Origin of the sequence: Methylobacterium sp. 275MFSha3.1 (genome assembly GCF_900108435.1) — a bacterium.
GTDB lineage: Bacteria > Pseudomonadota > Alphaproteobacteria > Rhizobiales > Beijerinckiaceae > Methylobacterium.
This window is the reverse complement of sequence record NZ_FNWP01000015.1, coordinates 123234-136026: the sequence shown is the minus strand read 5'-3', so window position 1 is coordinate 136026 and position 12793 is coordinate 123234. Positions and strand designations below refer to the sequence as shown.

General features: G+C 72.3%; 15 protein-coding genes. 8 read left to right on the top strand and 7 right to left on the bottom strand.

Annotated features, from left to right (window positions below; genetic code table 11):
* Positions 1 to 33 precede the first annotated feature (33 nt).
* Positions 34 to 588: a flagellar basal body-associated protein FliL gene (fliL, locus tag BLW78_RS18885; RefSeq protein WP_020093627.1), complete on the bottom strand. Its 555-nt coding sequence runs from the start codon at positions 586 to 588 to the stop codon at positions 34 to 36.
* 255 nt (positions 589 to 843) lie between these two features.
* On the opposite strand from fliL, the gene flgF reads away from it, so the two are divergent.
* From flgF to flgH, 4 genes are read left to right on the top strand one after another with little or no spacing between them, the layout of a single operon-like run.
* A complete protein-coding gene (flgF, locus tag BLW78_RS18880) occupies positions 844 to 1584 on the top strand; it encodes a flagellar basal-body rod protein FlgF (RefSeq protein ID WP_042671790.1) in 741 nt (246 codons plus the stop codon).
* A gap of 13 nt (positions 1585 to 1597) precedes the next feature.
* Positions 1598 to 2389 carry a flagellar basal-body rod protein FlgG gene (flgG, locus tag BLW78_RS18875; protein ID WP_020093629.1) on the top strand — a complete coding sequence of 264 codons (792 nt, stop codon included), beginning with the start codon at positions 1598 to 1600 and terminating at the stop codon, positions 2387 to 2389.
* Between the two features lie 35 nt (positions 2390 to 2424).
* On the top strand, positions 2425 to 3567 hold the full coding sequence (gene flgA / locus BLW78_RS18870; protein WP_170855185.1) for a flagellar basal body P-ring formation chaperone FlgA: 1143 nt from the start codon (positions 2425 to 2427) through the stop codon (positions 3565 to 3567).
* Positions 3568 to 3603: 36 nt separating this feature from the next.
* Positions 3604 to 4353 (top strand): flagellar basal body L-ring protein FlgH, encoded by a 750-nt coding sequence (gene flgH, locus BLW78_RS18865; RefSeq protein WP_020093631.1) that lies wholly within the window; start codon positions 3604 to 3606, stop codon positions 4351 to 4353.
* 6 nt (positions 4354 to 4359) lie between these two features.
* On the opposite strand, the gene BLW78_RS18860 is transcribed toward flgH, so the two are convergent.
* From BLW78_RS18860 to BLW78_RS18840, 5 genes are all read right to left on the bottom strand, one after another.
* Positions 4360 to 5670, bottom strand: a complete 1311-nt coding sequence (locus BLW78_RS18860; protein ID WP_091681366.1) for a Gfo/Idh/MocA family protein — start codon at positions 5668 to 5670, stop codon at positions 4360 to 4362.
* A gap of 84 nt (positions 5671 to 5754) precedes the next feature.
* A complete protein-coding gene (locus BLW78_RS18855; protein WP_091681355.1) occupies positions 5755 to 6123 on the bottom strand; it encodes a PilZ domain-containing protein in 369 nt (122 codons plus the stop codon).
* Between the two features lie 102 nt (positions 6124 to 6225).
* A complete protein-coding gene (locus BLW78_RS18850; RefSeq protein WP_091681354.1) occupies positions 6226 to 6984 on the bottom strand; it encodes a phosphatase PAP2 family protein in 759 nt (252 codons plus the stop codon).
* A gap of 31 nt (positions 6985 to 7015) precedes the next feature.
* A complete protein-coding gene (locus BLW78_RS18845; RefSeq protein ID WP_091681352.1) occupies positions 7016 to 7534 on the bottom strand; it encodes a 2'-5' RNA ligase family protein in 519 nt (172 codons plus the stop codon).
* Between the two features lie 26 nt (positions 7535 to 7560).
* Positions 7561 to 8694 (bottom strand): SPL family radical SAM protein, encoded by a 1134-nt coding sequence (locus tag BLW78_RS18840; RefSeq protein WP_348272456.1) that lies wholly within the window; start codon positions 8692 to 8694, stop codon positions 7561 to 7563.
* 72 nt (positions 8695 to 8766) lie between these two features.
* Here BLW78_RS18840 and BLW78_RS18835 point away from each other — a divergent pair, with 72 nt between their 5' ends.
* Entirely contained in the window at positions 8767 to 9735 is a 969-nt protein-coding gene (locus BLW78_RS18835) for an alginate O-acetyltransferase AlgX-related protein (protein ID WP_091681351.1), read from the top strand.
* Here the strand turns inward: BLW78_RS18835 and BLW78_RS18830 are convergent.
* Positions 9729 to 9953 carry a hypothetical protein gene (locus tag BLW78_RS18830; protein WP_042671783.1) on the bottom strand — a complete coding sequence of 75 codons (225 nt, stop codon included), beginning with the start codon at positions 9951 to 9953 and terminating at the stop codon, positions 9729 to 9731. The two genes, BLW78_RS18835 and BLW78_RS18830, sit on opposite strands and share 7 nt — an antisense overlap.
* A 213-nt stretch (positions 9954 to 10166) precedes the next feature.
* On the opposite strand from BLW78_RS18830, the gene BLW78_RS18825 reads away from it, so the two are divergent.
* The 3 genes from BLW78_RS18825 (at position 10167) to trxA (ending at position 12773) form a co-directional block, all read left to right on the top strand.
* The gene (locus BLW78_RS18825) at positions 10167 to 11144 is read left to right on the top strand and encodes a glutathione S-transferase family protein (protein WP_091681349.1); all 978 of its coding nucleotides are present in this window, start codon (positions 10167 to 10169) and stop codon (positions 11142 to 11144) included.
* A 164-nt stretch (positions 11145 to 11308) separates the two neighbouring features.
* Entirely contained in the window at positions 11309 to 11776 is a 468-nt protein-coding gene (locus tag BLW78_RS18820; RefSeq protein WP_020093640.1) for a hypothetical protein, read from the top strand.
* An 82-nt stretch (positions 11777 to 11858) separates the two neighbouring features.
* Positions 11859 to 12773: a thioredoxin gene (gene trxA, locus BLW78_RS18815; protein ID WP_020093641.1), complete on the top strand. Its 915-nt coding sequence runs from the start codon at positions 11859 to 11861 to the stop codon at positions 12771 to 12773.
* Positions 12774 to 12793 lie beyond the last annotated feature (20 nt).

Below are 12793 nucleotides of genomic sequence, written 5' to 3'. Positions count from 1 at the left end.
CGCGCGATGGACGGGGCAGGGTCGCGGGCGCGCTCACTGGACGATCACGTCCTTGAACAGCACCGCGTCGACCTTGGCGGGGTACAGGGCGATGTTGATCCGGCGCAGAAGCTCCTCGCGCAGCCGGAACAGGCCCATCGAGTTGGTGATGTCGCTGGCGCGCAGCTCGCGCATGTAGACCTGCAGCGCGTCCTCGACCCGCGGCATCAGGGGCTTCACCTCCTCCTCGACCTTGGCGTCCTTCAGCTCCAGCGAGATCCGGACCTTCGCGTACTTGGCCTTGTCCTGGGGAAGCTCGGGAGAGAGGTTGAGGAGCATCTCGCGCACGTCGACGAAGACCACGGCCTTCTTGGCGTCCGGGCCGGCGCCCTTGGCGTCGCCGTGCCCGCCGCCATGGCCGCCGCCCTGCGCGGCTTCCTTGCCGTCGCCCTGGCCGCCGCCGCGCATCATCAGGAAGGCGCCCGCGCCGCCGCCCGCGATCAGGACCGCGAGGGCCACCATGATCATGAGCTTCTTCTTGCCCTTCGGGGCGCCCTCGGCTTTGGCCTCGCCGTCCTCGGCGGAGGCCTTTTTCGGCGTCTTGGCCATGGAATAATGCTCTCTCGCGGGAGACCGCGCGCCAGGTACACCTGGATATCGGAGCATCACGGTTAACGCGCCGTTAAGGAGGCAATTCCTGCCGGGTCAGGTTTGCCGCGGCGCAGCCCCCGCGCCGCCACGACACGCGAGCGTCGCTAACCAAGTCCCTGTCACACCGCTAAAATTTGCCGCAGACGGGTTTGGCACAGCGGATGCTGAATGGATCGTTGCCGCCTCCGCGGCCCGCGAGTCCCAGAGTCCACGATGCAGAATGCCCTCTTCGTCGGCGTGTCGAGCCAGATGGCGCTCCAGCGGGAGCTGGACGTGATCGCCAACAACATGGCGAACGTCTCGACCACGGGCTTCAAGGCGCGGAGCACCCGCTTCGAGGAATACCTGATGCCGGTGGCGAGTGCGGATTCGTTCGCCCGGCCCGACCGGCGCCTGTCCTACGTCATCGACCAGGGCACCAGCCTCGACCTCGGGCAGGGCCCGATCGAGCAGACCGGCAACCCGCTCAACGTGGCGGTCAAGGGCTCGGCCTTCATCGCCGTGCAGTCGCCCCAGGGTGAGCGCTACACCCGGAACGGCGCCTTCGAGCTCGACGCGCAGGGCACGCTCGTCACCAGCGACGGCTACAAGGTCGTGGGCGAGGGCGGCCCGATCAGCATCAACCCGCAGGAGACCGGCCTCGCCATCGGCCCCGACGGCACCGTGTCGACCAACCTCGGCATCCGCGGGCGGATCAAGCTCGTCACCTTCGCCAACCCGCAGCGGCTGACCAACGAGGGGACCAACCTCTACGCCTCGCCGGAGCCCGCCCGCCCCGCCGGGATCGACGGGCGCCTGGAACCCGAGTCGCTGGAGCGCTCCAACGTCCGCCCGGTGATCGAGATGACCCGGCTCATGGACGTGAACCGGACCTACGCCATGGTGTCGAGCATGATCTCGCGCCTCGACGACCTGCGGGGCACGGCGATCCGCCGCCTCGCCGACGTCGCCTGAGGAGGCCTGACCGATGCGCGCCCTCTACTCCGCCGCCACCGGCATGGCGGCCCAGGAACTCAACGTCCAGGTCATCTCCAACAACATCGCGAACCTGCGCACCACCGGCTACAAGCGCCAGCAGGTGCACTTCCAGGATCTGCTCTACCAGAACATGCGCCGGGCCGGCGCCTCGACCTCGCAGCAGAACACCCAGCTCCCGGCGGGCCTCAGCCTCGGCTCGGGCGTGAAGACCACCTCGACGGCCCGCGTGATGTCGCAGGGGACGCTGTCCTCGACCGAGAAGGATTACGACGTCGCGATCCGCGGCGACGGGTTCTTCCGGGTGACGCTGCCGGACGGCCGGACCGCCTATTCCCGCGACGGCTCCTTCGACCTCTCGGCCCAGGGCCAGCTCGTCACCCGCGACGGCTACCTGCTCGATCCGGCGATCACCGTGCCGCAGAACGCGACGTCCGTGACGATCAGCGCCACGGGCGTCGTGCAGGCGAACATCCCGGGCCAGACGGCGCCGCAGGCGCTGGGCCAGTTCCAGCTCTCGCGCTTCGTCAACAAGGTCGGCCTCGAGTCGATCGGCGACAACCTGTTCGTCGAGACCGCCGCCTCCGGGCAGGCGATCAGCGGCCTGCCGGGCGCCGACGGCTTCGGCAACCTCCAGCAGAGCTACCTGGAGGAGGCGAACGTGAACGCCGTCACGGAGATCTCGTCCCTGATCGCCGCGCAGCGCGCCTACGAGATGAACTCGAAGGTCGTCACCGCCGCCGACCAGATGCTCTCCACCACCACGCAGATGTTCCGCAGCTAACCGCGCGACCCGCACCCCGCTTCAGGTCCCTGAACATGTATGCCGGCATGCATCCCGACCCGCTCGATCCCGACTTCGGGACCCTCGACCTGCCCCGCATCGCCGCGGGGGCCGGGGACGACATCAGCCCGATCGTGCGGCGCGTCCCGCGGCGGGTGATGCCCCTCGGCGCCGCCGTCATCCTGCGCGCGCTGCTGGCCTTCCTCACCTTCGCGGCCCTCGGCGCCCTGGCGATCCCGGCCATGGCGCGGGCGGAGGGCCTGCGGCTGCGCGGCGACGTCACCGCCCGCGGCGACGTCCTGACGCTGGCCGATCTCGTCGAGGGCGCGCCCGAGCGCCTGGCCACGCGCCCGCTGTTCCGCGCGCCCAGCCTCGGCGCCACCGGGACGATCCAGACCCGCCGCATCCTCGACGCGGCCTCCGCCCTGGGCCTCAGCGGCCTGGAGACCGGCGGCCGGCTGCAGATCGCCGTGCAGCGCGCCGCCCGCCGCCTCGGGCCGCCGGAGATCGAGGCGGCGCTCAAGCGCGGCCTCGAGACCGGCTACGGGCTCAACGCCCAGAACATCGCGGTCCGCCTCGACGGCGACGGGCCGACCCTGCTGGCGCCGCTGGACCTCGAAGGGCAGGCCGCGGCCCTGGACCTGACCTACGATTCGCGGACGCGCCGCGTCGCGGGCCTCGTCACCCTGGGCGAGCGGCAGGTCTCGCTGCGCGTCTCCGGCGTGGTCGTGGAGCTGCGCGAGGTGGCGGTGCTCACCCGGAACCTCAACCGCGGCGAGCCGGTCAGAGAGGGCGACGTCGCCCTGGAGCGGCGCCCGCGCGAATCCGTCGCCCCCGACGCGCAGGGCAGCGTCACGACCATCCTCGGCGAGGTCGCGCAGAACACCCTCACGGCCGGCACCGTGCTGCGGGTCACCGACACGGCCCCGCCCGACCTGGTCGCCCGCGGCGAGAACGTGACCATCGTGTACGAGACGCCGAGCATCAGCCTGTCGATGCGCGGCCTGTCGAACGATTCCGGCCGGATGGGCGCCGTCGTCAACGTCGTCAACGTCGCCTCCAAGAAGGTCCTGCAGGCCACCGTGATCGGCCCCGGCCGGGTCTCGGTGAGCCCCAGCCCCGCGGCCCGGCAGGCCGCCGGCGCCGCCCCCGTCCAGGCGACCGCCTCCCTGCGCTGACCGCCCGCCCTGCACGCGTCGAAGAGTGATAGCCCGATGGCCCGTCGCACCGTCCTGAACCCGCTCGCCGCCGCCCTGATCGCCGGCGCGCTCGGCGCCTGCAACACCGCCGACCGCCTCTCGCAGGTCGGCCTGACCCCGGCGCTGTCGGCGATCGAGGACCCGACCGCGCAGCCGGGCTACAAGCCGGTGCGGATGCCGATGCCGGACGTGCAGCCGGTCTCGTACGCGCCGAACTCGCTGTGGCGCACCGGCTCCCGCGCCTTCTTCAAGGACCAGCGCGCCGCCAAGCTCGGCGACATCCTGACCGTGAAGGTCAAGGTCACCGACCAGGCGAACATCAGCAACGAGACCAAGCGCTCCCGGGCCAACACCGAGAGCTTCGGCCTGCCCAACGCCCTGGGCCTGGAGAACAACGCGGTCGGCAAGTCCTTCGGCGTCGGAAGCACCGCGCTGCTCTCCGCCACCTCGGCCATGGCCAATGACGGGGCCGGCTCGGTCCAGCGCACCGAGTCCGTCCTGACGAACGTCGCCGCGGTGGTGACCCAGGTCCTGCCCAACGGCAACCTCGTGGTCGAGGGCAAGCAGGAGATCCGGGTCAATTTCGAGGTGCGCGAGATGATCGTCGCCGGCGTGGTGCGGCCGGAGGACATCGAGTCCGACAACACCATCGACTCGGCCAAGATCGCCCAGGCGCGCATCGCCTACGGCGGCCGGGGCCAGATCACCGACGTGCAGCAGCCGCGCTACGGCCAGCAGCTCGTCGACATCCTGCTGCCGTTCTGAGGCACCTTAGGACGGCTCCTCCGGCTCCGGCCCGCGCGTCACGTCGAGGCCGGGACCGGCGCCGGGGGGCGGGCCGACCTTGACCGGCGCGCCGGTGCGGGCGGCCTCGTAGATCGCCTCCATCAGGACCTGGTCCTGCAGCCCCTCCTCGCCGGGGGTGCGGGGCCGCAGGTTCTCCTGGATGCACCGCGCGAAGTGGTCCAGCTCCAGGGCGAACTGGTTCTTCGGGCTCAGGACCTTCTCGTCCCGGGCGGCGTTCCTGCCGTCGCGGTGGCCGATGTAGAGACGCTGGCCCTGGTAGGCGAAGGCGTTCTGGAGATCGACGGAGGCGGTCCCGGTGTGCAGGGTCAGGCTCCGCGCCTCGTAGACCCCGTAGCTCGTCAGGCACTGGGCGATCACGCCGGACGGGAAGTGGAGGGTGAAGCTCGCCGTCTCCTCGACCTCGCGGTACTTGGGATCGTCCGGCGGCGCGTAGATCTGGGCCTGGATCAGGTTCGGCTCCTCGCCGAGAACCGCGCGGGCGGTGTTCAGGCAGTAGAGCCCGATATCCGGCAGCGAGCCGCCGCCCGCCAGCGCCTTGCGCAGGCGCCACTGCTCCGGCAGTCCGGTGGTCTGGCCGTTGAAGGCCTGGATCAGCCGGGGCCGGCCGAACTCGCCCGAACGCGCGAGCTTGATCACGGCCCGGTTGTGGGGCTCGTACTGGCACCGGTAGGCGATCATCAGCTTGACGCCGGCCTTCGCGCAGGCCGCGATCATCTCCCGGCACTCGTCCGAGGTCACCGCCATCGGCTTCTCGCAGAGCACCTGCTTGCCGGCCGCGGCGGCCGCCACGACGTTGTCCCGGTGCACGCCGTTCGGCGTGACGATGTAGACCGCCTGGACGTCGGGGTTGGCCTTCAGCCGATCCCACGCGTCGTAGCCGTAGACGGCGTCGTCCGGCAGCCCGTACTGCCGCGCCACGAGCTTCGCCTTGTCGAGCGAGCCCGACATCACCGCCGCGAGACGGGCGCGCTTGCTCTCGCCGAACGCCGGCAGGATCTCGTCGAGGCTCAGGCGCCCGAGACCCACCACGCAGTAGCCGACGCGCTGGCCCGGCGGCTGCGGCGCCGGGCTCGGGGCGGGCGGCCGGTCGCCCGGCCCGCGCCAGTTCGGGAACATCACCTTTCCGCCCTGCACGGCGCCGGTATCGGCCGGGACCGAAGGGGCCGGCGCCGCGGCCGGCGGGGCGGCCTGCGCGCCGCCGCCGGCCGCGGCGCCGGCCAGGGCGCCCCCTGCCGCGAGGAGAGTGCGTCGTGAGAGCCGGGTGTCGTCCGCCATGTGCCTCGCCGTGTCGCCGGATCGGGAGGGCCGCGCCCGGGGCGCCGCCCGCGCCGGGAGCCGCCGGATGGCGGGACCGCGCCCTCAGTGAACGCGACCCAGCTCGTGGCTGTTTCCGTCGAGGAGCGCGGCGCGCAGACGCGCCACCTCCGCCTCGCTGGCGGCGAGCCGGCGCGCGACCGCCTCGGGCTCCGTCGCCGCGCGGGTCTCGGCGAAGCCGAGGCCGACCGACTCGCCCGCGCGCCAGGCCACGAAGGCGCGCCTGGCCTCGCCGCGACAGGGGATGAACAGCTCGACGCTGTCGGGGAGCACGGCCTCCGCCGGCAGCCGGACCCGCGCCCCGTCGAGGGACACGTCGCGGACCGTGCAGTCGATCTCCGGGAGGAAGGCCGCGACGCGCAGCCGCCCGCCCAGGCAGACGCGGCGTCGGGCAGTGCGGCGGCGCTCGACCACGATCGTCTGACCCTGACGGTTTCGGTTGCGGGGACAACCGCCATCCAGCCCGGACCGCCCCCGCCCGTCCACCTTAACCGTCTGTTTACCTTAACGGCGGCCTCAGACGGGCGGCGGCGGGTCGGGCGCCTCGACCTCGCCGCGGCGCTGCAGCTGCAGGGCGACGAACCAGCACAGGGACGCCCAGGCGGCGCCGATGCACCAGCCGGCCAGGACGTCGCTCGGCCAGTGCACGCCGAGATAGATGCGGCTGATGCCGACGAGCAGCGTCACGCTGACCCCGAGCGCCAGGACCAGCGCCTTGGCGCGGCGGTTGCGCTCGATCCGGGCGATCAGGGTCGCCAGGGTCAGGTAGGCGATCGCCGACATGGTGGCGTGGCCGCTCGGGAAGCTCGCCGTGAACACCTCCATGCCGTGGGGCACGAGGTCCGGCCGGGGCCGATGGTAGAAGATCTTCAGCACCGTCGAGACCAGCTCGCCGCTCCCCACCGCGGCGAGGACGTAGAGACCGATGCGTCGGCGCCCGGACACGCCGAGATAGGCCGCCACCGCGCAGGTCAGGAACAGCACGGTGAAGACGCTGCCGAGCCCGGTGATGTCGCGCATCGCCTCCTCGAGCCAGGGCGGCCCGATCGGGTCGGCGAGATCGGCGGGGTTGCGCAGGGCGAGCAGGATCCGCCGGTCGAGGGCTGCGGTGGAGCCCTCGCCGACCTCGTGGGCGAGGTAGAAGAACCCGTAGCCGAGGATGCTCAGGCAGAGCAGGGCGACGAGGGGACCGACCTCGTTCAGGCGCAACCGCAGCCACACCGCCATCGCGGGCTCGATCAGCCGGTTCTGCCGCAGGTTGCCCGGCGCCCTCATGGCGCGGTCTCCCGGTGCGCGTCGACATCCATCAGGCATTCTCTCCGAAGGGCAGGCGGGCGACGGCGTCCCAGGGGCCGCCGCGGTAGCGCCAGAGCAGGGTGCCGGGGGCGGTGAACCGGAACGGCACGAACCCCGCCGACAGGTCGGCGTGCAGCGCCCGGGCCGTGTCCGGCGACACCTTGTTCTGCACCGTGACGTGCGGGCGCCAGCCCTGCCGGTCCTGGGCGGTGAGGTGGGCCGCGAATTCCTGCGCGAGGCGGCCCCGGAAGCGCGCCAGCGCGTCGGAGTCGAGCGCGTAGGCGACGCCGCGGCCGGTGAAGCGCAGGCCGGTCACCGCGACCTCCGGCGGCGGCACCGTGCGGGCGAGGGCGGTGATCGCCTCGATCACGCCCCGCTCCCGGTCGCCCGGCAGGTGGTGGAACAGGGTCGCGTGCGCCGGGATGCGGTTCAGGGCTTCCGGGAAGTGGCGGCGCCGCTCGCCGTCGAACCGCGCGAAAGTCGGTTCGTCGAAGGCGAGCGTCAGGATCAGGGGGTCCGTGTCGGTCATCGGGGCCAGATGGCGCCCGCGGGCGCTCAGGTCCAGTACAGGACCCGCGCCGCCGGCAGGTCGCGGGCGAGGCAGGCGGTGAGATGGGCGCGCATCGCCTGCATCAGGGGCTTCGGGAAAACGTGCTTCACCGAGCCGAACTTGGTGCGCTTCTCGACGCGCTCCGCCTCGTCCAGCGGCAGGTCCGAGCCGGGATACCAGCCGCGCAGCACCGCCTTCGAGCCCGGCGTGAACCGGTGGGTGATGAGTTCGGCGGTGAGGTCGAGATCGGGCACGCCGGCCAGCGCGTCGGCGGCGGCGCGGACCAGCCCGGCATAGGCGTCCTCCCAGTCCGGGACCGGCAGGATCGGCGCGACGGTCAGGCCGACCGGGTAGCCGGCCCGCGCCGCCGCCGCCAGGGCGGCGAGCCGCGCGTCGAGGGAATCGGTGCCGCCCTCGTAATGCGCGGCCGCCCGCGGATTGACCGAGAAGCGGATGCGCGTGCGCCGGTTGTGCGGCAGGTCGAGGAGCGGTTCGACCGCGGCGAACTTGGTGGTGAAGCGCAGTTGCACCGGAGCGTCCCAGGCGCCGAAATGCCGAATCGCCGCCGAGAGCGAGCCGGTCAGGTGCTCGATGCCGAGGGGGTCGGTGTAGCAGGACGCCTCGAAGGTGGTCCCCTCCCGCGCCCGCTCGGCGGAGGCCGACGTCACCGCGCCGCGCCCCGCATAGTCCGCGAGGTTGTCGAGGATCGCCGCCAGATTGGCGTAGGCGCGGGTCACCGGCGGCCCGGACAGAGAGCCCGCGAGGTAGCAGTACTGGCAATGGGCCGGGCAGCCCTCGGCGAGATCGAAGCGCCAGTCGGCCGAGGGGGGGATCGGCTGCAGTCGCAGCTTGGTCGGCGGGGCGACTGTCAGCGCGAGGGTCGCCTTGGCGGCCGCGTAGGCGCGCCGAGGATCCGGCTCGCGCGGGCTCGGCAGGCGGTTGGACGCCAGCCGCTCCACCGGCAGGCCCAGCGCTTCGGCGCGGGCCAGCATGGCGCGCCCGTGGGCGTGCTCCAGGGCGGCGGGCATGACCAGCACGCGGCGCGGGCGCCACAGCCGCGCCGGGCGGATGGGCTCCGGGCCGCCGGGCAGCTCCGGGCGATCGCGGGTCTGGACGGCCGGGGCAGGGGAGGGCGTCATGCCTGACGAACGCGCGGTCCCGGTGCCGGGTCCGGCCTAGTCGCCCGCTCGCAGTGCGGCTAAAGCACCGTCATGTCTGCAGGCAGGGAGAGCGTACATGTCGGCCGCGACGGCTGGTTATTCCTCACGGGGGGGACCAACCGGGTCATGGACCGGTATCGCGGCGGCCTGCGGCACTGGCTGCTGCTGCGCGGCTGGACACGGCTGATCAAGGCCCGCGCGCGGCGGGCCGAGAGCCTCGGCATCCGCTGCCTGCACGTGATCGTGCCGGAGAAGCTATCGGTCTACGACGACAAGACCGACGGCCTGCGTTACGCCCCCGGCAAGGCCTCGACCCGGCGTCTGGCCCGCAGCCTCGCCCGGCATCCGGCCTATCTCGACCTCCTCGCCCCGCTCCGCGCCGCCCGGAACGGGCCGGTGCCGCTCTACCTGCGCACCGACACGCACTGGACCGCGCAGGGCTGCCTGCTGGCCTACCGCGCGATCATGCGGGCGCTCGGGGCGATCCCGCCGGCCGACATCGCCGCGCGTCCGGGCATCGTCTCGGACCAGCTCATGGATCTCGGCGAGAAGCTGCCGGAGCGGCCGCGCGAGCGCCTGGAACGGTTCATGCTGCAGCGCGACGCGTCGCGGGTCGAGACCGGGCCGCTGCTCGCCGCCTACGAGGCGGAAGGGCGCGACCGGGAGGTGCATGTCGGCGCGCATGTCGTCTACCGGAACGCGTCACCGGCGGCCGATCCGCGCCGGCTCGTCCTGTTCGGCGATTCCTGCGCCCATTTCGACCCGTTCCTGCTGACCGGGCTACTCGCCGAGAGCTTCAGCGAGGTGCACTTCGTCTGGTCGTCGAGCCTCGACTGGGCCTATATCGAGCGGGTCCGCGCCGACATCCTTCTGTTCGAAATCGCCGAGCGCTTCCTCGCCAAGCTCCCGAAGGACGATTTCGACGTGGCCGTCGCCGGCCAGCGCGGGACCGGCGGCCGCCTCGCGAAGCTCCGGGCCGGCGGCCTCGACGCCGTCGGCCGCGGGGCGAAGCCTCAGTAGATGGCCTGATCCAGGCGGGCGAAGTCGGCGACGCTCGCCGCCTGATACTTCGCGAAGGATTCCGGCGCGCAGGCGATGCCGATCATCAGGACGAGGAGCGTCGCGAGGCACGCGAGCGTCGCGGTGACCACGTCGGCGTGGCGCCGCAGAGCGTGGATCACCAGGCACCCGAACGTGAACAGGGCCGCCTCGGCGACGGGCACCAGCGCGAACGACATCACTTCACCTCCATCGATCCCCCACCGGGTCGGGCAGCTGCGGCACGCGCACGGCGACGGGTGGGTGACGCGAGACATGGCGGACTTTGCTGCACCGCAACAGACAGGCGGGCGCAGGCCTGCCTTGCGTGGCGTTCGCGGGCGGACGCGTCCCTTCACACCGACCGCGCGAGGCCCATCTCGGTCGGACCTCTCGGACAGGCGGAGACGACGATGGGCCTCCTCGTAGACGGCATCTGGCGCGACCAGTGGTACGACACCGCCGCGACGGGCGGCCGCTTCGAGCGCAAGGCCTCGGCCTTCCGCAACTGGGTCACCGCCGACGGGTCGGCGGGCCCCTCCGGCGCGGGCGGCTTCCGCGGCGAGCCGGGGCGCTACCATCTCTACGTGTCCCTGGCCTGTCCGTGGGCGCACCGCACGCTCATCGGCCGGACGCTCAAGGGGCTGGAGGACGCGATCTCCGTCTCGGTGGTCGACCCGCACATGGGCGCGGAGGGCTGGGTCTTCGGCGACACGCCGGGCGCGACGCCCGACCCGATCCACGGCGCCCGGCGCCTCTACGAGGTCTACCTGGCGGCGGACCCGTCCTACAGCGGCCGGGTCACCGTCCCGACCCTCTGGGACCGGAAGCGCGCCACCATCGTGTCGAACGAATCCGCCGAGATCCTGCGGATGCTGAACGACGCCTTCGGGGGCACCGGCCCCGACCTCTATCCCCCGGACCTGCGCGCCGAGATCGACGCCGTGAACGGCCGCGTCTACGACCGCGTGAACAACGGCGTCTACAAGGCGGGCTTCGCGACCACGCAGGAGGCCTACGCCCAGGCCTTCGAGGCCCTGTTCGCGGAACTCGACGCGCTCGAGGCGCGCCTCGACCGGAGCCGCTACCTCTGCGGGGACCGGCTGACCGAGGCCGACATCCGGCTGTTCACGACGCTGGTGCGGTTCGACGCGGTCTATGTCGGGCACTTCAAGTGCAACAGGCGCCGGATCGCCGACTACCCGAACCTGTCGAACTACCTCCGCGACCTCTACGCGCTGCCGGGCGTCGCGCCGACCGTGAACCTCACCCACATCAAGCGGCACTATTACGAGAGCCATCCGACCATCAATCCGACGGGGATCGTGCCCCTCGGGCCGGACCTCGACCTCGCCGCGCCGAACGACCGGGCCCTGCGGTTTGCGGGCTAGCGGGCCGCCCCGCCCGGCGTCCCTTCCGCGCCCGTGCGGCTGGGTTGAGGGCGTTCGGCGCGTCCGCGACACACCTCCCGTCGCGCCGGTCCGGGCGCCGTGCCCCTCGACGGCGTGCGCGGCGCGCCTAGTTCGGCTCTCAACCGGAGGATGCCCGACACGCCATGACCAACAGCCTGCGCCTCGCGCTGCTCTGCGCCCTCGTCAGCCTGCCCTCCGCGGCCCGCGCGCAGGCGGCGCTGCGGCTGGAAGGGACCTGCGAGAAGCTCGTCATCGGCACGCAGGACCTGAGCGCGGCCTGCAGCAACGTCCTGACGAACGCGGTGAGCCGGAACCGCACGAGCTTCGACTTCACGACCTCCGACGGTCAGACCCTCAGCTTCAGCGGCAACGGCGCCCAGCAGGAGGCCACCGAGGAGACCGATCCGCTGCAGCCGATCAACGTCGTCACCACGGGCAAGGACGGCGCCCCGATCCTCGCGATCGGCGCCTGCCGCTTCTCGACCCCGGAAGCCGGGCGCACCGCGATCACCTGCGAGGCCAGCACCGCCGACGGGCGCCCCTTCGCCGGCACCTTCGTGACCGCCGCCAAGGCGGCGGCGGGCGCGCCGGCCGCCGCGCCGCCGCGCTGAGGATCCAGGCCTCCGGGCTGGTCAGACCGGGGCGGAAGCCCCATTTAAGGCGCTCCACGAAAAAGGTTCCGAAGCCAGACCGATGCTCAACGACACCCTCGCCGCGGGCGGTACCCCGGCCGGCGACACCGGCTCCCTCATCAAGGACACGACCACCGCGAGCTTCCGTCAGGATGTCATCGCCGAGTCGATGAACCGGCCGGTCCTGGTCGATTTCTGGGCACCCTGGTGCGGGCCCTGCAAGCAGCTCACGCCGGTCTTGGAGAAGGTCGTCCGGGAAGCCGCGGGCGCGGTCGTCCTGGCGAAGATGAACATCGACGAGCATCCCTCGATCGCCGGTCAGCTCGGCATCCAGTCGATCCCGGCGGTCATCGTCTTCCAGAAGGGTCAGCCGGTCGACGGCTTCATGGGCGCGGTCCCCGAGAGCCAGATCAAGGAGCTGATCGCGCGGGTGGCCGGTCCGCAGCAGGACCCGCTGGAGGCGGCCCTCGCCGACGCGGCGGCCCTGATCCAGGAAGGCGACCTCGCCGGCGCCGCCGAGATCTACGCGGCCGTGCTGGAGCAGCAGCCCGACAACGTCACCGCGCTGGCCGGCCTCGCCAAGATGCAGCTCGACGCGGGCGAGATCGAGAACGCCAAGCGCGTCCTGGCGATGGTTCCGGAGGCGAAGGCCGGCGACCCGGCGCTCGTCGGCATCCGCGCCGCCCTGGAACTCGCCGAGCAGGCGGCGTCGCTGGGCGACCTCGCGGGCCTGCAGCGCGAGGTCGAGGCCAACCCGGACGCCCACCAGGCGCGGTTCGACCTCGCGCTCGGGCTCGCCGCCCGGGGAGAGCGCGGCCAGGCGGTCGATCACCTGATCGAGCTTCGCAAGCGCGACAAGGACTGGAACGAGGACGGTGCGCGCAAGCAGCTGCTGCAATTCTTCGAGGCCTGGGGCGTGATGGACCCCGACACGATCCGCGGCCGGCGCAAGCTCTCGGCACTTCTGTTCTCGTGAGGCACCGGCTCGCGCGCCGG